The sequence below is a fragment of the Massilia sp. BHUDP2 genome (genome assembly GCF_046236355.1).
Classification (GTDB): domain Bacteria; phylum Pseudomonadota; class Gammaproteobacteria; order Burkholderiales; family Burkholderiaceae_D; genus Telluria; species Telluria varians.
The window spans coordinates 234,814-252,124 of sequence record NZ_JBJUVW010000001.1; the positions used below are offsets into that span (position 1 = coordinate 234,814).

General features: G+C 64.5%; 17 protein-coding genes. 7 read left to right on the plus strand and 10 right to left on the minus strand.

All coding sequences use genetic code 11. From position 1 onward, the window contains the following. Positions 1-5: 5 nt before the first annotated feature. From ACK6C6_RS01040 to ACK6C6_RS01050, 3 genes are all read right to left on the minus strand, one after another. Positions 6-983, minus strand: coding sequence for an AraC family transcriptional regulator N-terminal domain-containing protein (locus ACK6C6_RS01040; protein ID WP_409265445.1), 978 nt, complete (start codon positions 981-983; stop codon positions 6-8). Between the two features lie 42 nt (positions 984-1,025). Further along, positions 1,026-1,862: an SDR family NAD(P)-dependent oxidoreductase gene (locus tag ACK6C6_RS01045; protein ID WP_409265447.1), complete on the minus strand. Its 837-nt coding sequence runs from the start codon at positions 1,860-1,862 to the stop codon at positions 1,026-1,028. A 135-nt stretch (positions 1,863-1,997) separates the two neighbouring features. After that, positions 1,998-2,504, minus strand: coding sequence for a flavin reductase family protein (locus ACK6C6_RS01050; RefSeq protein ID WP_027865480.1), 507 nt, complete (start codon positions 2,502-2,504; stop codon positions 1,998-2,000). 124 nt (positions 2,505-2,628) lie between these two features. Here ACK6C6_RS01050 and msrA point away from each other — a divergent pair, with 124 nt between their 5' ends. Further along, the gene (gene msrA / locus ACK6C6_RS01055; protein WP_285380047.1) at positions 2,629-3,168 is read left to right on the plus strand and encodes a peptide-methionine (S)-S-oxide reductase MsrA; all 540 of its coding nucleotides are present in this window, start codon (positions 2,629-2,631) and stop codon (positions 3,166-3,168) included. Here msrA and ACK6C6_RS01060 read toward each other — a convergent pair. Both ACK6C6_RS01060 and pdxH read right to left on the minus strand, forming a co-directional pair. After that, complete coding sequence (locus tag ACK6C6_RS01060; RefSeq protein ID WP_409265448.1) at positions 3,161-4,369, minus strand: class I SAM-dependent methyltransferase; 1,209 nt, start codon at positions 4,367-4,369, stop codon at positions 3,161-3,163. The genes msrA and ACK6C6_RS01060 overlap by 8 nt on opposite strands. Before the next feature lie 61 nt (positions 4,370-4,430). Further along, positions 4,431-5,624 (minus strand): pyridoxamine 5'-phosphate oxidase, encoded by a 1,194-nt coding sequence (gene pdxH / locus ACK6C6_RS01065; RefSeq protein ID WP_409265450.1) that lies wholly within the window; start codon positions 5,622-5,624, stop codon positions 4,431-4,433. An 89-nt stretch (positions 5,625-5,713) separates the two neighbouring features. Between pdxH and tcdA the strand changes: the two genes are divergently transcribed. The 3 genes from tcdA to cysK are packed head-to-tail and all read left to right on the plus strand — an operon-like array spanning position 5,714 to position 8,146. Then, positions 5,714-6,604: a tRNA cyclic N6-threonylcarbamoyladenosine(37) synthase TcdA gene (tcdA, locus tag ACK6C6_RS01070; RefSeq protein WP_409265451.1), complete on the plus strand. Its 891-nt coding sequence runs from the start codon at positions 5,714-5,716 to the stop codon at positions 6,602-6,604. A 35-nt stretch (positions 6,605-6,639) separates the two neighbouring features. Further along, the gene (locus tag ACK6C6_RS01075; RefSeq protein WP_409265452.1) at positions 6,640-7,182 is read left to right on the plus strand and encodes an FKBP-type peptidyl-prolyl cis-trans isomerase; all 543 of its coding nucleotides are present in this window, start codon (positions 6,640-6,642) and stop codon (positions 7,180-7,182) included. Between the two features lie 31 nt (positions 7,183-7,213). Next, on the plus strand, positions 7,214-8,146 hold the full coding sequence (cysK, locus tag ACK6C6_RS01080) for a cysteine synthase A (RefSeq protein ID WP_209587244.1): 933 nt from the start codon (positions 7,214-7,216) through the stop codon (positions 8,144-8,146). 21 nt (positions 8,147-8,167) lie between these two features. On the opposite strand, the gene ACK6C6_RS01085 is transcribed toward cysK, so the two are convergent. Both ACK6C6_RS01085 and ACK6C6_RS01090 read right to left on the minus strand, forming a co-directional pair. Continuing rightward, complete coding sequence (locus tag ACK6C6_RS01085; RefSeq protein ID WP_409265453.1) at positions 8,168-9,175, minus strand: cation diffusion facilitator family transporter; 1,008 nt, start codon at positions 9,173-9,175, stop codon at positions 8,168-8,170. Continuing rightward, entirely contained in the window at positions 9,172-9,498 is a 327-nt protein-coding gene (locus ACK6C6_RS01090; protein WP_036213087.1) for a helix-turn-helix transcriptional regulator, read from the minus strand. The genes ACK6C6_RS01085 and ACK6C6_RS01090 overlap by 4 nt, the downstream gene beginning before the upstream one ends. Positions 9,499-9,684: 186 nt before the next feature. On the opposite strand from ACK6C6_RS01090, the gene ACK6C6_RS01095 reads away from it, so the two are divergent. Genes ACK6C6_RS01095 through ACK6C6_RS01105 form a run of 3 tightly spaced genes read left to right on the plus strand, consistent with a single transcriptional unit; the run spans position 9,685 to position 12,934 of the window. Beyond that, positions 9,685-10,137, plus strand: a complete 453-nt coding sequence (locus ACK6C6_RS01095) for a contractile injection system protein, VgrG/Pvc8 family (protein WP_409265454.1) — start codon at positions 9,685-9,687, stop codon at positions 10,135-10,137. An 8-nt stretch (positions 10,138-10,145) separates the two neighbouring features. Beyond that, on the plus strand, positions 10,146-10,904 hold the full coding sequence (locus ACK6C6_RS01100) for a DUF3304 domain-containing protein (protein WP_409265455.1): 759 nt from the start codon (positions 10,146-10,148) through the stop codon (positions 10,902-10,904). Then, on the plus strand, positions 10,901-12,934 hold the full coding sequence (locus ACK6C6_RS01105; protein WP_409265457.1) for a phospholipase effector Tle1 domain-containing protein: 2,034 nt from the start codon (positions 10,901-10,903) through the stop codon (positions 12,932-12,934). The genes ACK6C6_RS01100 and ACK6C6_RS01105 overlap by 4 nt, the downstream gene beginning before the upstream one ends. Before the next feature lie 9 nt (positions 12,935-12,943). Here ACK6C6_RS01105 and ACK6C6_RS01110 read toward each other — a convergent pair whose 3' ends face one another. The 3 genes from ACK6C6_RS01110 to ACK6C6_RS01120 are packed head-to-tail and all read right to left on the minus strand — an operon-like array spanning position 12,944 to position 17,233. Then, on the minus strand, positions 12,944-15,766 hold the full coding sequence (locus tag ACK6C6_RS01110; RefSeq protein WP_409265458.1) for a M16 family metallopeptidase: 2,823 nt from the start codon (positions 15,764-15,766) through the stop codon (positions 12,944-12,946). Between the two features lie 43 nt (positions 15,767-15,809). Beyond that, positions 15,810-16,736: a metallophosphoesterase family protein gene (locus ACK6C6_RS01115; RefSeq protein ID WP_409265460.1), complete on the minus strand. Its 927-nt coding sequence runs from the start codon at positions 16,734-16,736 to the stop codon at positions 15,810-15,812. A gap of 14 nt (positions 16,737-16,750) precedes the next feature. Further along, on the minus strand, positions 16,751-17,233 hold the full coding sequence (locus ACK6C6_RS01120; protein ID WP_036213072.1) for a CinA family protein: 483 nt from the start codon (positions 17,231-17,233) through the stop codon (positions 16,751-16,753). Positions 17,234-17,311 lie beyond the last annotated feature (78 nt).

Genomic DNA, 17,311 nt, shown 5'->3' on the forward strand with positions numbered 1-17,311 from the left:
GCGGATTATTGGGTAAACGATACTGCTTGCGCCAGACCGGCATTGCGCAGGCGCAGCATGTCGCGTGTCGGCGCCGAGCCGAAATGGCGCGTATATTCACGGCTGAACTGCGAGGCGCTGGCATAGCCGACACGCTGGGAAGCAAGCCCGGCATCCATGCCGCTCGACAACATCAGGCGGCGCGCTTCCTGCAGGCGCAGGGTCTTCTGGAACTGCAGCGGGCTCATCGAGGTCAGCGACTTGAAGTGCTCATGCAGGGAGGAGGGACTCATGTGCGCCAGCTCGGCCATGTCGTCGATGCGGACAGGCCGGTCGTAATTCCGGCGGATCCAGTCCACTACCTTGCCGATACGGTGCGACTCGACGCGGCCGAGCTGGGCCAGGCGGGCGCCAAAGGGGCCGCGCAAGAGGCGCAGCATGATCTCGTCGATGGCCAGCGGCGCCAGCAGGGCGGCATCCTCGGGCTGGCCGGCCAGCGCCATCAAACGCGCCGCGGCGTCGACGATGGCCTCGCCCGCCTGCGCCACGTACACGGCACGCCTGTCGCGAACGGCCGGTACACCTTCCGGATAGGCCTTCAGGATCAGTTCCGCCAGCCGTTGCTGGTCGAAATCGAGCCGGAAGGACAGGTAGGGCGCGGCCACGCTGGCTTGCCTGATCATGGCGGCGATCGGCAGGTCCAGCGAAAAGATCATCATGCGCGAGGGATCGTATTCGTAGGACTCTTCGCCCAGCATGACCGTCTTGGCGCCCTGCGCAACGATGCACAGGGCGGGGCGGTGCAGGCCATGCACCAGTTCCGCGCTGGTGCTCGAGGCGCGGATGGCATGTACGCCCGGAATGCAGGTCTCGAAAGAACCGTCCTGCGGCGCATTGGCAAGCAGGCTCCGCGCCAAGCGCGCAAGCGCGGGCATGGCCGGCTGCTGGGGCGGCTCGCTTGTCTGGACACCGGCAAGGATGGGGAGCTGGTCGGGCGAGTTCATGGCGCTATCGGTCGCAGGATACCACCAGTGCCGGCGCAGTGCTCAGGCATCGTGGTCGGTCGAGCGCGACAGTCCAGCCAGGGCGTTCAGCTCGGTCAAGCGGGCGTCGATCTCGGATTGTGCCATGGCGAGCGCATCGCTTCCGGCAAGGAAATGCTTCGGCGGATTGTCCATCCCGGCCAGGTGCACCACCAGCTCGGCGAGCTTGGCCGGATCGCCCAGCTGCTTGCCGTGGTAGGCGCCGTAAACGTTCTCGACCGAGCCGTAGGCCGCATAATCGTCGATCACCTTCTGGCCGTAGCGCACCGAGCTCTGGTCGAGGAAGTCGGTACGGAAGAAGCCCGGCTCGACTGTGCTCACCTTGATGCCGAACTTGGCCAGCTCCAGCCCGAGCGAAGAAGACAGGCCTTCGATCGCATACTTGGTGGCGCAGTAGACCGAGGCGCCGTCGAAGCCGGTGACGCCGGCGATCGAGCTGATGTTGACGACGTGGCCCGCGCGCTGGCGGCGCAACACCGGCAGGGCGGCACGCAGCATGTGCATCACGCCGAACACATTGACCGTGAACTGCTGTTCGATGTCGGCCGGGGACAGCTCCTCGAAGTTGCCCAGCAGCCCATAGGCGGCGTTGTTGACGAGCACGTCGATGCGGCCGAAGCGGGCGACGGCGGCCTCGATGGCGACCGTGGCTTGCATTTCCTTGGCGACGTCGAGTTCGACCAGTTCGACCTGCTCCGAATCGACCGAGGCGAAGGTGGATGTCAGCTGTGCAAGGCTGCGAGCCGCCGCAACAACGCGGTCGCCATTCGCGATCGCTGCATGGGCAATTTCTGCGCCGATGCCGCGGCCGGCGCCCGTAATGAACCAGACTTTGGACATGATCTCTTCTCCATGAGATGCCGCTTGACGCGGCGTTAAGGTGAAGAGAATGGTAGGGCGCGGGACCCGGCCGGATTTGCCTAAAAATCCGGAGAGCTGGCGTGATCCTCGCCAGCTGCACGTTAAACAACCGCCCTAGCCGGTTGCACCGAATCGTCCGCCATGGAACAGCAGCGCCGACTGCGGATGCACGGCGCATTCCTCGACTTCGCCCACGAAGATGACGTGATCGCCCTCCGGATAGCGGCTGCGGTTGTGGCATTCGAACCAGGCCGAGACGCCCTTCAGGATCGGCAGGCCGGTGCGCGACAGTTCGTACTCGACGCCGGTGAAGGGATCGTCGATGCTGCGGCGCGAAAAGCGCAGCGCCAGGTCCTGCTGGCCCGCGCCCAGCACGTTGATGACGTAATGCGAGTTGCCGCTGAAGATGGGCAGGCTGTTGGCGCCGGCGCCCAGGCTCCACAGGACGAGCGGGGGCTCGAGCGAGACCGAGTTGAAGGAACTGGCGGTCAGGCCGCGGAAAGAGCCGTCGGCAAGGCGCGTGGTGATGACGGTGACACCGGTGGCGAATTGCGACAGGGCGTGGCGAAAATGCGCCGAGTCGAAACCGCGCGTCGTGGCACGGGGAGAGCGTGTATTCATTGGATCGCCATTATGCCACTGTCGGGCGGCCGGCCGGGTGTTGATCCCGAGCGCACTGCATGAAAGTGCGCTTTGCGTTACATTAAGAACTATCGAATCTGACGAAATAGCAAAGGTGCGTGCAATGAGCGAACAAAGCGGGAGGGAGGTAGCCATCCTGGGTGGCGGATGCTTCTGGTGCCTGGAGGCGGTCTACCTGGAAGCGCGCGGCGTGACGCGCGTGGAATCGGGCTACATGGGCGGCCACGTCGACAAGCCGAGCTACGAACAAGTGTGCGCGGGCACGACCGGCCATGCCGAGGTGGTGCGGCTCGAGTTCGACCCAACGGTGATCAGCTACCGCGACATCCTCGAGATCTTCTTCACGATCCATGATCCGACCACGCCTGACCGCCAGGGCAACGATGTCGGCCCGCAATACCGCTCGGTGATCTTCACCACCTCGCCGGAGCAGGAGGCGACGGCGCGCAAGGTGATGGCCGAGATGGCGGCGGTATGGGATGCGCCGATCGTGACCCAGCTGTTGCCGCAGGAGACCTGGTACAAGGCCGAGGACTATCACCAGAATTATTTTGCGCAGCATCCGCTGCAGGGCTACTGCGCCTTCGTGGTGGCGCCGAAGGTGGCGAAGTTCCGCAAGACCTTTACCGAGCGGCTCAAGTAGCGTACATGTACTTGCGCGACCACGGCAACTGCTCGACCTCTCCATCCGCCTTGCCGCACACGATCTGGTACAGGCTGATCCTCCCGTGCGCGAAGGCGTAGGCGCAGCCCGCCAGGTAGACGTGCCAGATGCGGAAGCGCTTCTCGTCCGTCAGCGTCCGGATATGCTCGGCATTGCCTTCGAAATTGTCGGTCCAGATCGCGCAGGTCTTCGCGTAGTGGCGCCGCAGGTTTTCCACGTCGCGCACCTCCAGCCCGCCTTCCTGCATCGCCCGCACCACCGTGGCCAGGTGGGCCAGCTCGCCGTGCGGGAACACGTACTGGTCGATGAATTCGCCGCCGCCGTAGGGCGTGGCGCTGTTGTCGACATTGGTGGTGGTGATGCCGTGGTTCATCACCACGCCCCCCGGGGCCAGCAGCCGGTTCACCCGTGAAAAATATTCCGGCAGGTGCTGCACGCCGACGTGTTCGAACATGCCGACGCTGGTGATGCGTTCGAAGCTGCCGTCGACGTCGCGGTAGTCCTGCAGGCGAATCTCGACCTGTCCCTGCAATCCGGCCCGTTCGACCCGCTCGCGCGCAAGCCGGGCCTGGTTCTCGGACAGCGTCACGCCGACGCAGCGCGCGCCGAAGGCCTGGGCCGCGCGCAGCACCAGCGCACCCCAGCCGCAGCCGATGTCGAGCAAGGTCTGTCCGGGCCGCAGGTCGATCTTGCGCAGGATGTGGTCGATTTTCTTTTGCTGCGCCGTGGCCAGGTCTTCGTCGCCGTTCTCGAAGTAGGCGCAGGAATACACCATGGCCGGGTCGAGCCAGGCCGCGTAGAAATCGTTGGAAACGTCGTAGTGGTAGCGGATCGCTTCGGCATCGCTCTCGCGCGTGTGCGGGACCGCGCGGCGCAGCATGTCGCCGAGGCGGCCGCGTCCCTTGTCCAGGCTGGCCGCCAGCGCGTTGCCGACGTTGATGATGTCGGCCGCCCGTCCCTTGATGTCGATCGCTCCCTCGACGTAGGCCCGCCCCAGGTTGTACAGCGAGGGCGAGCGCAGGTAGCGCAGGGCGGAGCGGTCGGGGACGCGGATGGTGACCCGTGCCGGCTCGGAGGAAAACTCGAGTTGGCGGCCATCCCACAGTTCCACCCGCAAGGGCAGGGACAGCTTGTCACGCAGGCCTGCACTCCAGGCCGACAATACCATTTGCTCGAACACGCTCACCTCCGGCATAGGTGGCCGGCGTGCCGCGCAGATGCGAGCTCGCGCTGCGGCCGGCCTAGGGTTGCAAACGCAGGCGGGTCCAGCTGCCGTCTTCCTGACGCTCGTAGACGATGCGGTCGTGGAAGCGGGAGCGGCGCCCCTGCCAGAATTCCAGGCGCTCGGGCACGAGGCGGAAACCGCCCCAGTTGCCCGGACGCGCCGGATCATCTCCAGCTTGCCGTGCTACGGCTTCGTAGTTCTGTTCCAGCTCAGCGCGGCTGCCGATTGGAGCGCTTTGACGAGAGGCGATGGCCGACAAACGGCTTTTCAGCGGCCGGCTGCGGAAATACCGGTCGCTTTCTTCGTTTGAGGTGCGCTCTACACGTCCTTCGATGCGCACCTGGCGTTCGAGTTCGCTCCAAAAGAACAACAAAGCGGCGTATTGATTATCCTCCAACTCCTGGCCTTTGCGGCTATCGTAGTTGGTGTACCAGGTGAAACCGCGTTCGTCGAACTGCTTCACCAGCACGATGCGCGAACTCGGGCGACCGTTGGCCGCCACCGTGGCCACCGACATGGCGTTCGGCTCGTTCACCTCGGCCTTCAGCGCCTGCTCGAACCATTGCGTGAACTGGAGCATCGGGTCGTCCATCACCTCGTTCTCGTTCAGGCTGGCCTGGCCGTAGTCCTTGCGCAGGTCGGCGACGGCCTGGCCGATGGCCGGGGCAGGGGAGGTTTCTCCGATGCCGCGGCGCGCCTGCATCGCCTTGCCCAGCTGGGCCATCTGTTCCGGGCTGAACAGGCGCAGGGCCATCGGCGCCATCGTGCCCTCCTCGCGTTCCATGTGGGCAGAATAGCGTTGGCTGAAACGCTGCACCGCGCTGGCCGACAGCACCGTGGACTGGCCTTCGGCGATGGCGGTCAGTTGCTCGTGCAAATCCTGCCAGAGCGCGTCCATGTCCTTGTGGTCCTGCAGGATCACCGGCGCCAACGCCTGCAGGGTGGCGGCGTCCTCGCCTTGCGCCACGGCGCGCAGCATCGGGATCAGGTCCTGTTCCTCGTCGTCGTGGTGCAGGTGGGCTGCCTTCTCGAAGTATTTCAGCACCGCTGCCGCGGCCTGGCGCGCCTGTTCGTCGGCGCCGGATTCCGGCAGATGGGCGAGCAGCTTGTCGAGGGTCGCCAGCTGCTTGCGGATGCGGTCATGGCAGTGCTTGAGGACGGCGATCGGCTGGTCGAAATCGGGGGCGGTGTCGTGGAGGTTGAGAGTCATGGGGCGTTTTGTTGACACACGAGAAGAATTTGGTTGACTAGAAGCTATTTTAGTGCAGATGCGCAATCGAGGTCCGTTAAAATGGCGGGATGAACCTGACCGATACCCCTACTCTTGCAGCTACCCTGGACGACGAAGTCGACTTTGCGCGCCGCTTCGGCGGGATCGCGCGCCTCTATGGCGAGCGTGCCCTCGAACGCTTCCGTGCGGCGCACGTTTGCGTGATCGGTGTCGGCGGCGTCGGTTCCTGGATCGTCGAGGCGCTGGCACGCAGCGCTGTCGGCCACCTGACCCTGATCGACCTCGACAACGTGGCCGAATCGAACATCAACCGCCAGCTCCAGGCGCTCAGCTCGACCATCGGCATGCCGAAGATCGAGGCGCTCAAGGAACGCATCGCGCAGATCAACCCGTTCTGCAAGGTGACCCTGGTCGAGGACTTCATCGATCCGGAGAACATCGAGACGATGATCGCCGGCAAAGGTTTCGACTACGTGGTCGACGCCATCGACGGCGTCAAGTCGAAGGCGGCGCTGATCGCTTACTGCAGTGCCAGGAAGCTGCCCCTGATCGTCATTGGCGGCGCCGGCGGCCAGCTAGATCCGACCAGGATCGAAGTGCGCGACCTGGCCCGCACCGAGCAGGAACCGCTGCTGAAGAAAGTGCGCAAGATCCTGCGCGCCCAGTACGGCTTCGCCAAGGGTGAAAAGAACAAGTACCACATCGATGCCGTGTTCTCGATGGAACCGCTGCGCTATCCGGATGCCGGCGACGCCTGCGCGATCGATCCGAACGGCGTCACCGGCCTGAATTGCGCCGGCTTCGGCTCGAGCATGGTGGTCACGGCCACCTTCGGCATGGTGGCGGCCGGCCACCTGCTGCGCAAGCTGGCCGATGCGGCGAATGCCGAGCCGCTGGACGCGCTCGATGCTGTTGCTCAAGCGCAAACTGTGCAAGCCGAAGCGGCCTTGCTATCATAGGATCAGTTATTGATCACTTTGATGGAAGAACCCACATGATCCGTCGTACCGCATTCGCAGCACTGCTGCTGGCCGCCGCTGCCGGCGCCACCGCCCAGGACAGCACCACCCAGCAGCAGGACGCGTCCAAGCCCACCACCCAGCCTGCGCCGGAGCAGCAGAACGTCCCGCAGGCGACCCAGCCGCAGACGGTCCAGCCGCAGGCCGAGCCGGTCGTGCCGGCCGCGCCCACCCCGCAGGTCGAGATCATCGACCGCGTGGTCGGCAAGGGCAAGGAAGCCAGCGTCGGCAGCAAGGTCCTGGTCCACTACACCGGCTGGCTGCACAAGCCGCTCGCGCCGAAGCAGCGCGGCAAGAAATTCGATTCTTCGCTCGACCGTGGCGACCCGCTCGAGTTCCAGCTCGGCGCCGGCATGGTCATCAAGGGCTGGGAGCAGGGCGTGCAGGGCATGAAGGTGGGCGGCAAGCGCACCCTGGTCATCCCGAGCGCGCTGGCCTACGGCAAGCGCGGCGCCGGCGGCATGATTCCGCCTGATGCCGATCTGATCTTCGATGTGGAACTGGTGAACGTCAAGTAAAGTCAAATCCAACGATAAACGGGAGACCGGCATGCGCATTGCGAACGACGTTACTGAACTGATCGGCAACACCCCCCTCGTACGAATCCGCAGGCTGGCCCCGAATGGCGGCGCCGAGATCCTCGGCAAGCTGGAATACCACAACCCGGCGCACAGCGTGAAGGACCGCATCGGCCTGGCCATGATCGAGGCCGCCGAGCGGGCCGGCATGATCAAGCCCGACACCGTCATCGTCGAACCCACCAGCGGCAACACCGGCATCGCGCTCGCGATGGTGTGCGCCGCGCGCGGCTACCGCTGCAAGCTGGTGATGCCCGAGACCATGAGCAACGAGCGGCGCATGCTGCTGCGCGCCTACGGCGCCGAGCTGGTGCTCACGCCGGGCAGCGAAGGCATGCTGGGCGCGATCCGCCGCGCCGAGGAACTGGTGGCCGCCGATCCGAACTGCTTCATGCCGCAGCAGTTCAACAATCCGGCCAACCCGGAAATCCACCGCAACACCACCGCCGAGGAAATCTGGCGCGACACCGACGGCCGGGTCGACATCCTGGTGGCCGGCGTCGGCACCGGCGGCACCATCACGGGCGTGAGCGAAGTCATCAAGGCGCGCAAACCCGGCTTCCAGTCCATCGCCGTGGAACCGGAAGCCTCGCCCATGCTGTCCAAAGGGACCAAGGGGCCGCACCCGATCCAGGGCATCGGCGCCGGCTTCGTGCCGGCAGTGCTCAACACCGGCGTCTACGACGAAGTGATCACCGTGAAGAACGAGGATGCCTTCGAGACGGCGCGCGCCGCGGCGCGCGAAGAGGGACTGCTGGTGGGAATTTCGTCAGGCGCCGCCTTGTGGGCGGCGGTGCAGGTGGCGCAGCGGCCGGAGAATGCCGGGAAGCTGATCGTGACGATCATTCCGTCGTTTGGCGAGCGCTACCTGAGTACGGCGCTGTACGCCAACCTCGCCGGCTAGGGCTCGCCGGCCCGGCTGCACTCAGTGCGCATGGGCATGGTCATGATCATGTTCGTGGTCATGACCATGATGATCACCCAGCGCACAACCATGATGCGTCGTCCCTTCCTCCACCTGCAGCGTGCAGTGGTGGATCCCGAAGTCGCTGCGCAGCCTGTCCACCATCTCGTCCAGCACCCGGTCCCCCGGGTACCCGCCCGGCATCACCACGTGCGCCGTCAGCGCGTTCTCGGTCGTGCTGATCGCCCAGATGTGCAGGTCGTGCACTTCCTTCACGCCCGGCTGGCTGCAGAGAAAGTCGCGCACCGCGTTCGCATCCACGCCGGGCGGCACCGCCGCCATCGACAGCAGCACCGATTCGCGCAGCAGCGACCAGGTGCCGATCACGATCACGACCACGATCACCAGGCTCACCGCCGGGTCGACCCAGGTCCAGCCGGTGCCCATGATGAGCAGGCCCGAAATCACCACGCCCAGCGACAGCGCGGCGTCGGCCGCCATGTGCAGGTAGGCGCCGCGCAGGTTCAGGTCGCTCTTGCTGCCGGCCATGAACAGCCAGGCCGAGAAGCCGTTGATCAGAACGCCGATCCCTGCAACGATCGACACCGTCATGCCCTGTACCGGCGCCGGTTCGGTGAAGCGTTGCACCGCTTCCAGGGCGATGGCGCCGCAGGCCACCATCAGGAGCAGGCCATTGCCCAGCGCCGCCAGGATCGAGGAGCCGCGCAGGCCGTAGGTGTAGCGGTGCGTCGGCGCGCGCTTTGCCAACGCCGCCGCGCCCCAGGCCAACACCAGGCCGAGCACGTCGGACAGGTTGTGGCCGGCGTCCGCCATCAGCGCGGTGGAGTGGGCGATGAAGCCGTAGGTGAATTCGATGGCCACGAACAGCGCGTTGAGGCCGATGGCCAGCGCAAAGGCGCGCTCGTGCCCGGCCGGATCCGGCATGTGGTGATGGTGGTGGCCGAAACCGTGGTGGTGGCCATGATCGTGGTCGTGATCATGGTGGTCGTGCGTGTGGGTGGTGCTCATGCGTCCATTCCATTGATTGGTTCGGCGATGTGTTCGAACATGTTGGCGAGCAGGCTGCTGATGTGGGCATCGGCAGCCGAGTAGAAGACCTGCTTGCCCTGGCGCTCGGCCTTGACGATGCGGGCCGCGCGCAGCAGGCGCAGGTGGTGGCTGACCAGGGAGCTGGACAAATCGAGGGAGGCGGCGATGTCGCCCACCGCGGTCGGCTGCGCCAGGCAGGCCAGCACGATGCGCAGGCGGGTGGCGTCGCCGAGCAGGTGGAACAGGTCGGCCAGTTCTTCGACGGCGCCGGCCGCGTGTTCGAATTCGGTAGGTGTAGTCATGTTTAACATGTGAAGATTTGTTCATATGTTAGGCGAAATGCTCGTGACCGGCAAGCAGTACGGCCGCTGAAAATTAATGCGATTGCGCAATGACTTGTCGGATCAGTCCGGTATGTTGGCCGATGTACTTTTATTTTCAGACCGTCCGCCGAGGATCGCGGACTTACCGAAGAATAGCTTTCCCTCATGACCACGATACTGGCGGAACAAATTGCCGTCGAGCTTGCCCGTTTTTCAAGCACGACAAGGCTCTATGAGCTGAGCGTCGACGACAGCAGCGCTGGCCTCAGTACGAAAGAGCTGTTGGTCGAGGCTTTCCTGGCCGATGAGGCCTTGAACGAGCTCGATGTCCGAGACCTCATTGTCCTGTCGACCAATGCCCATATAGAGCTGGAAAAACTGCTGGGACAGTCGGCAAAACTGCAGATCGCCTTGGCCAACGGTAGCCGCACCAGCTTTACTGGAGAGATCAGCGAAGTAGCAATGCTTGGGAGCGACGGTGGCCTTGCCCGCTATCGGGTGCGCATCTCGCCATGGCTATGGCGTCTTGGCCAGGTACGCAACAGCCGCGTGTGGCAGGACAAGACCGTGATCGGGATTGTCGACTCGGTGTTTGACTGGCGAAGGACATCATCATGAGGACGAACATGCTCAAGCCGATCTGGAAATATGCTGTACCGGTGCTGGCCTGCCTGTTGATTCAACCCGCTCTCACCGCGTGTAGTGAGTCAACAAACGTGGACGTCAATCTTCATGGCGTCAACCACACCGTGGATACCTTCAGTTATTCCGTCAAGAATCCGGCCCTCAAGGACCAGCCCGGTGCCGGCGGAGAACTGATCGATCCTTATGGGGCTGGGGGGACAACCTGCTGTGCGACGCTGCCCAAGACCTGGCGTCCCGGTATCAAACTGCAGGTGAATGCAACCCACTGGGTAGACAGGGGGCCGGAGAATGGGCTGCTTGAAGTTAAGGAGACACACCTCGTCGAGGTCCCGCAATACCCCGACGGCAAGCCTGGTGAGCTGTGGGTGCTGCGTACCCCGGACGGTAAGGTCGCTATCGTATCAAGTGACTTTCAGCCCGACCATCCGAATTGGCCAGGGAAAATAAAAGGTTGGCCTGTGCCATCACTCAAATATCGTCAAGAACGGTGGAAAATTCTTCTTCATCACGAACTAGGGGGAATTGATGACGCGCTGGTCTTATTAGACGAATTAGAGAAAGATCCAGAGAAGAGCGCTAGGGAAGCGTGGCAACTGGCTGAGCAATATGATCGCGAAAGCATTAAAGGATTTTCAGGTCCTAACGATTCTAAATACATAATCTATTTAAAAAGCCGTTATGAAAAGGTGCTGGAGTACAGTCGAGATAAAGTTAAAGAGTTGATGGAGGTTAGGCCATGACCGCGCTCTTGTCTCCACCTATCGCTGAAAAATTTGCATTAGCTACCAATCTCGACCATTTCTTTACCGAAGGCGAAAAAGCAAATTTTCGTCTTCAGGAACAACGAGAAGGAGTTACGATTGGTATGCCGAGCAGGTCATGTGAGACAAATCTATTCTTCGGATTTTTCTTTGATGGCACTAAGAACAATTATGAACAAGCCGAGGTTACGAAGAACCATTCGAACGTCGCCCGCCTCTACGATTGTTACCCTGGCCTGAGCGTCCCTGGAGTCCTTCCCACTTCGACTGACTGGGTACACGAACTGCCCAGATATAAGCATTTCTTCCGAGTCTATGTCCCGGGCGTCGCATCCCCTTTCCCGCAAGTAGGCGATAATGGAACCGGCATGCAAGCTACCTCCGGCGCCGCAGCAGGCGGATTCGGCGACTTCAGGATAGTGTGGGCATTGATCCAGGCCGTGAACAACCTTCACCGGTTTTTTCTGAAGACGCCGCTGATATCGGCAACGGAAGAAAAAGAGCTGTGCCGGACCCTCATCCTGAATAAAAGCACACGCGCACTCCTTGATGGCAGGGGAGGCGAACTCGGCTTGAACAGTCGCGAAAAGAAGGTGCCACAAAAATTCAAGGAAATGCTGCTGAGATTGCATGAGGCCGTCTCCAGGCATTGGCCGAACGAGAAAAGAGGCAAGCCGGCCAAGATTGACCCGGGTATCGTCAAGACGATCTATATGTCGGTGTTCGGTTTTTCGCGCGGCGCCACGGAAGCCCGTGTGTTCGTAAACTGGCTGCAATCCCTTTGCAAGCTGGACGCCAGGCTTAGAGGAAAAACGGGAGCGATGTCGCTGGGTGGCTTTCCGGTGCACTTCGACTTCCTGGGCCTGTTCGATACCGTCGCCTCCGTTGGATCCGCAAACTCGTTTGGGTTCTTCGATGGGCATGGACTTTGGGCAGATGCCGAAGACAGCATGCGTGTCCCGGCAGGCATGAACTGCCTGCATCTCGTTGCGGCGCACGAACTGCGCCGCAGCTTTCCGGTCGATTCGATCTCGGTCAACGGCGTCCTCGCCGAAGGCTGCACGGAAATCGTCGTGCCCGGGGTACATTCGGACGTCGGCTGCGGCTACTGTCCCGGCGAACAGGGGCGCGGAACCGATCCAGCGGGAGCGGACATGCTGACGAGAATTCCGCTCCTGATGATGTACAAGGCCGCTCGCCTGAACGGTGTTCCCTTGAAGCTTGAGCTGGCGAGCCCGGTTGCGAAGCAAAGGTTCGCCTTGAAGCCCGAGGCGATCGCCGCCTTCAACGCCTACATCGCGACGTGCAAGGAAACGAAAGGCCCAATCCATCGGATCATGCGCGAGCAGGCGCGCAAGCAGATCGAGTGGCGGCTGGCCCGACGGGTCACCGGAACGACCCCATTGCATAAGAGCCCGAGCTTCCTCCGTTCATCCGTGTTCGACCAAAACGATCTCCACAGCGCGGCCCATGAATTCGAAGAAGAAATCAAGGCATTTGCTACCTGGCTCAAGGAGAAGGGCAGGCAGTTCATTCCCTCAGTTCAGAAAGCCGGATTCGGCAACAGCCATGCGGCCGAGTGGGAAGAAATTGCGACCTGGTGGGAAAAGGAAAAAAGCCTGAATCCAGCTGTACTGGAGTTCTTCGACAACTATGTCCATGACTCCAGGGCCTGGTTCAAGCTCATACCCGGTAATCCGGACAACGAAAAAGACATGCTTGCCATGCTCGATAAATGGGTGAAGCGACGCAAGGCGGTGGCAAGCCATAATGAAGTTCGATCCAGGATGCGTGGCCGGGGAAACTCTGTTTATCGGATGCGCGCAGACGATGGACTGACTGAAGAGCAGCGAGGTGCCGTGGAGGAATACCAGAAGCACGGCAAGATTCCCCGCCTCGTTACTGAAGGACGGGAGCCCTGGGGGTCTGCTTCCGATCTGATCGCCTGCGCAGGCTATCTGAGATTTCGGAAAATCTACGCAGGCTCGGATGCCGATCTGATTTCCTGACCACACCACTCAGTCCGTGCGGCGCGGCAACTGCCCATCGCTATCCCGCACCTCCACCGTCCCCAGCCCGAGCGGCTGCAACTGCGGCAGGATGCGCTTGCGGTCACCCACGGCGACCACCTTCATCCGTTCCGGCGCCAGGTACTTGCGCGCCGCGGCCTGCACCTGCGCCGCCGTGACGCCCGAGAGCTGGGCGGGCAGGCGAGCGTAGTAGTCGAGCGGCAGGCCGTAGATGAAGATGTCGGCCATGCTGGCGCCGATGTCGGCATTGGTCTCGAAAGCCCCGGGCAGCGACAGCACCTGGGCGTCGCGGGCGGTGTCGAGTTCGGCGGCCGGCAGCGGCGCATCGCGCATCGCGTTCACCTCGCTGAAGATCTCGCGCACCGAGGCGCCGGTGGCGTCGCGCCGCACGTTGCCGGCGACCACGAAGGGGCCCGGCGTGCGGTCGTAGCGGAACCAGGAGGAGATGCCGTAGGTGTAGCCCTTGGTCTCGCGCAGGTTGTTGTTGAGGCGGCTGGAGAACATGCCCCCCAGGGCAGCGTTCAGGACCTGCAGCGCCGGGAAGTCCGGCGTCGTGCGCGCCACCCCGATGCTGGTGACGCGCAGCGCGGTCTGCACCGCGCCCGGCTGGTCGACCAGCACCAGGCGCGCGGGCGTGCCGGCGGGCTCTTCCGCACCGCCGTCGGGGACGTCGGCACGCGCCCAGGCCCCGAAGCGCGCTTCCACCAGCGCCGTCAGTTCGCCGCGCGTGATGTCGCCCGACACCACCAGCGCGGCATTCCCGGGCACGTAGTGGCGGCGCCAGAAGTCCACCAGGTCGTCGCGCGTGACGGCGCGGATCGCCGGTTCGGTGCCGAGCTGGCCATAGCCCTTCGGATGCCCGCTGCCGTACAAGGTGCCGGCCGCGGCCACTGCTGCCACGGATTCCGGATCGTCGCGCTGCTGGATCAGTTCCCCGATCCGGTCGGCGCGCTGGCGCTCGACTTCCGCATTGGGGAAGGCCGGGCGCAGCACGATGTCGGCCATGATGTCGAGCGCCGGCGCGAAGTTCGCGCGCAGCGACAGTAGCGACACCATGGAGGCGTCATGGCCGGTGCCGGTGTCGAGGAAGGCGCCGAGCTGCGCGATCTCGTCGGCTATTCCAGGAGCGCTGCGCGTGGCCGTCCCTTCTTCCAGCATCTGCGCCGTGAAGCCGGCCAGGCCCGGCACGTCGGCGGGATTCTCGGCGCTGCCGCTGCGCACCACCAGCTGGGCCGCCACCAGCGGCAGGCCCGGCTTGTAGTGGTGGATCACGGTGAGGCCGTTGGCGAGCTTGAAGGACTCGCCCTGCGGCAGCGTGAAGCGCGGGGCCGGCCCCGCCTTCGGCTGCTGCGCGCGCCAGGGCTCCGGCACGTTGATCGCTTCGTGCGCGGCCACGGTGGCCGGCTTGGCGGCCTTGCCGGCTTTCGGCGCAGGCGGAACCCGCGGGTCGTCGATGACCGGCTTGCCGGGCAGGCCGGTGACCACCGCGCGCGCCTGCTGGCGCAAGTAGCTGCGCACGGCGCGCTGCACGTCGGCGGGCGTGATGCTGCGCAGCTGCGCCACGTCTTTCGCCAGGTAGCCCGGGTCCCCGGTGTACTGGTTGTAGTGGTTGAGCTGGTCCGCCAGTCCGTCGCCGCCCAGCTTTTCGACGGTGCTCAGGAGCGCGGTCTCGAGGCTGTTGCGGGCGCGCTCGACTTCGCGCTGCGAGGGGCCGTGATCGCGCAGCTGGGCCAGCTCGGCGTCGATCGCGGCTTCCAGCGCGCGCGCTTCGACGCCGGGGCGCGCGGTGACGTCGATGACGAAGGTCGAGACCAGGCCCTGGGAGTTCTGGCTGGCGTCCACGTCCTGGGCGATCTGGCGCTCGTACACCAGCTTCTTGTACAGCCGGCTCGACTTGCCGCCGCCGAGGATCTCGGCCGCCACCGCCAGCTCGGTGTCGCCCGGCTGGTAGGCGGGCGGCGTGAGCCAGCCCATGAAGATGCGCGGCAGCTCCACGCGGTCGCGCACGACCACGCGCCGCTCGCTGGTGATCGGCGGCGTCGTCACGCTGGGGCGGGCCACCGGGGGGCTGCGCTTGAAACTGCCGAAGTAGCGTTCGACCAGGGCACGCGTCCTGGCCTTGTCGATGTCGCCGGCGATCACGATGCTGGCGTTGTTCGGCCCATAGTAGCGCTGGAAGAACTGGCGCACGTCGTCGAGTTTCGCGTTCTGGATGTCGGCGTGCGAGCCGATGATCGAGGCGTAATACGGATGGCCCTTCGGGAACAGCGCATGCGCCAGCGCTTCCTGCACCAGGCCGTAGGGTTCGTCCTCGACGGTCTCGCGGCGTTCGTTGCGCACCACGTCCTGCTGGTTGGTGAGCGCCTTCTGGTCGAGCACGTCGAGCAGGTAGCCCATGCGGTCGGCGTGCACCCACAAGGCCAGCTCCAGCTGGTTGGAGGGCACGGTGTCGTAGTAGCTGGTCTGGTCATAGCCGGTGCCGCCGTTGCTGTCGGTGGCGCCGGCGCCTTCCAGCAGGCGGTCGGCCATGCCGCGCGGGATGTGGCGCGTCTGCGCGAACATCATGTGCTCGAACAGGTGGGCGAAGCCGGTCAGGCCGGGCGCTTCGTTGGCCGGGCCGACGTGGTACCAGATGTTCACTGCCACGATCGGCAGGCGCCGGTCTTCGACCAGGATCACTTGAAGGCCGTTGGGCAGGGTGGTTTTTTCGAAAGCGACGGTGGGCAGGGGCGGCGGCGCGGACTGGGCGCCAGTGGGTGGAGCGAATGTGGTCATCATCAATATCAGGGCGAGCAGCCGGCAGTATCTCATGTGGTGCTCCTTCTGTGGCGCTCAGTGGCGACTCGGTGGCAACTCAGTGACAGTTGCCGCGTCCGTGGTCGGGCGTGGCCCCCGCCGGCACCCGGCTGGGGTCGGCCGGCAGGAAGCGCCATGCGTAGGCGCCGTCCAGCAGGCGTAGCTCCAGCACGCCGTCGTAGCTCGCTTCGCGCACCTCGCTGTTCGGCGTGAACTGCAGGAAGGGCGTGGCATAGGCGCCGCCGGTGCCGACCACGAACTGGCGCACGCCCCTGGCGCGGTCGAGCCGGCCGTCGGCATCCTGCGGCGCGAAGCGTTCGTAGTCGTGGTCGTGGCCCGACAGGACCAGCTCGGCGCCGGCCGCATGCAGCAGCGCGAAGGCGTCGCGCAAGCGTCCCTGTTCGCGGAAGTGGCCGCCCGAGGTGTACAGCGGATGGTGCCAGAAGGCGAGGGTGCAGGCGGCCTTCTCGCGCGCCAGCGTGTCGCGCAGCCAGCCGATCTGCTCGGCATGCGCCGCCCCTTCCAGGTTGCTGTCGAGCGACACCACCAGCCAGCTGCCGAGCCGCAGGCTGTACCAGCTCTTTCCTTGCGGTTTGGCCCGATCGCCGAAATACGCGAAGTAGGGCGCGGCGCCCGGCGTCGCATATTCGTGGTTGCCGGGCGTGGGCCAGGTGCGCTCGCGGAAGCGTCCCCAGGTCGGGTGGTAGCAGTTCTCGAACTCGGCTGCCCTGCCGTAGGGATAAGTGTGGTCGCCCAGCGACAGCACGGCGGACCTGGGATTGGCGCGCAGCAGCGGTTCCACCAGCCTGGCGGTGGCGGCGGCGCCCGACCAGCGCGGGTCGGGGTGCTTGCAGCGCGCGATGTCGCCCGCCGCATACACGGTGTACGCGGCGGTATCGGTATCGGCAGCGGCCTGGGCACATCCCGGCCCGGCGGCTGCAAGCAGCGCCAGGCCGCCCAGCAGGCGCGGCGCCATGCCAGTCATCGAGGCTTGCCTGCCTACTCGATGAAGCGCAGCAGGCCCTGCAGCGCATGCGCCACGGTCTGCTCGCGCACCGCCTTGCGGTCGCCCTGGAACACCAGGCGCTCGGTATAGGTCGTGTCGCCGCGCGACCAGCCGAAACAGACCGTGCCCACAGGCTTGCCCGGCACCGCGCCGGTCGGCCCGGCGATGCCGGTGGTCGACACTGCGACGTCGGCCGTGCTGTTGGACAGCGCCCCCTCGGCCATCTTGCCGGCCACTTCCTCGCTCACCGAGCCGAATTGCGCGATGAGCGCGGCCGGCACATCCAGCAGTTCAGTCTTGGAATTGTTGGAATAGGTGACGAAGCCGCAATCGAACCAGCCGGTGGAACCCGGGATTTCGGTGATTGCCTGGGATACGCCGCCCCCGGTACAGGATTCGGCGGTGGCCAGCACCAGGCGCTTGGCCTCGAGCGCCCGGCCAACTTTCGTAGCAAGATCTAGGATATCGTTCGTCACGTAAAGCTCCTTTGAATGCGGTTGACCCTGCGGTGAACCGATGAGCAGGCCGAGGCCGATGTGGCGCACGCGAGCGGC

What these genes read in the sequence shown, in the direction of transcription:
- ACK6C6_RS01110 (WP_409265458.1), bottom strand. Translation starts at nt 15,766, where the DNA reads ATGAGATACTGCCGGCTGCTCGCCCTGATATTGATGATGACCACATTC.
- pdxH (WP_409265450.1), bottom strand. Translation starts at nt 5,624, where the DNA reads ATGACTCTCAACCTCCACGACACCGCCCCCGATTTCGACCAGCCGATC.
- ACK6C6_RS01090 (WP_036213087.1), bottom strand. Translation starts at nt 9,498, where the DNA reads ATGACTACACCTACCGAATTCGAACACGCGGCCGGCGCCGTCGAAGAA.
- ACK6C6_RS01050 (WP_027865480.1), bottom strand. Translation starts at nt 2,504, where the DNA reads ATGAATACACGCTCTCCCCGTGCCACGACGCGCGGTTTCGACTCGGCG.
- ACK6C6_RS01095 (WP_409265454.1), top strand. Translation starts at nt 9,685, where the DNA reads ATGACCACGATACTGGCGGAACAAATTGCCGTCGAGCTTGCCCGTTTT.
- ACK6C6_RS01085 (WP_409265453.1), bottom strand. Translation starts at nt 9,175, where the DNA reads ATGAGCACCACCCACACGCACGACCACCATGATCACGACCACGATCAT.
- ACK6C6_RS01045 (WP_409265447.1), bottom strand. Translation starts at nt 1,862, where the DNA reads ATGTCCAAAGTCTGGTTCATTACGGGCGCCGGCCGCGGCATCGGCGCA.
- ACK6C6_RS01040 (WP_409265445.1), bottom strand. Translation starts at nt 983, where the DNA reads ATGAACTCGCCCGACCAGCTCCCCATCCTTGCCGGTGTCCAGACAAGC.
- tcdA (WP_409265451.1), top strand. Translation starts at nt 5,714, where the DNA reads ATGAACCTGACCGATACCCCTACTCTTGCAGCTACCCTGGACGACGAA.
- ACK6C6_RS01115 (WP_409265460.1), bottom strand. Translation starts at nt 16,736, where the DNA reads ATGACTGGCATGGCGCCGCGCCTGCTGGGCGGCCTGGCGCTGCTTGCA.
- ACK6C6_RS01105 (WP_409265457.1), top strand. Translation starts at nt 10,901, where the DNA reads ATGACCGCGCTCTTGTCTCCACCTATCGCTGAAAAATTTGCATTAGCT.
- cysK (WP_209587244.1), top strand. Translation starts at nt 7,214, where the DNA reads ATGCGCATTGCGAACGACGTTACTGAACTGATCGGCAACACCCCCCTC.
- ACK6C6_RS01075 (WP_409265452.1), top strand. Translation starts at nt 6,640, where the DNA reads ATGATCCGTCGTACCGCATTCGCAGCACTGCTGCTGGCCGCCGCTGCC.
- ACK6C6_RS01100 (WP_409265455.1), top strand. Translation starts at nt 10,146, where the DNA reads ATGCTCAAGCCGATCTGGAAATATGCTGTACCGGTGCTGGCCTGCCTG.
- msrA (WP_285380047.1), top strand. Translation starts at nt 2,629, where the DNA reads ATGAGCGAACAAAGCGGGAGGGAGGTAGCCATCCTGGGTGGCGGATGC.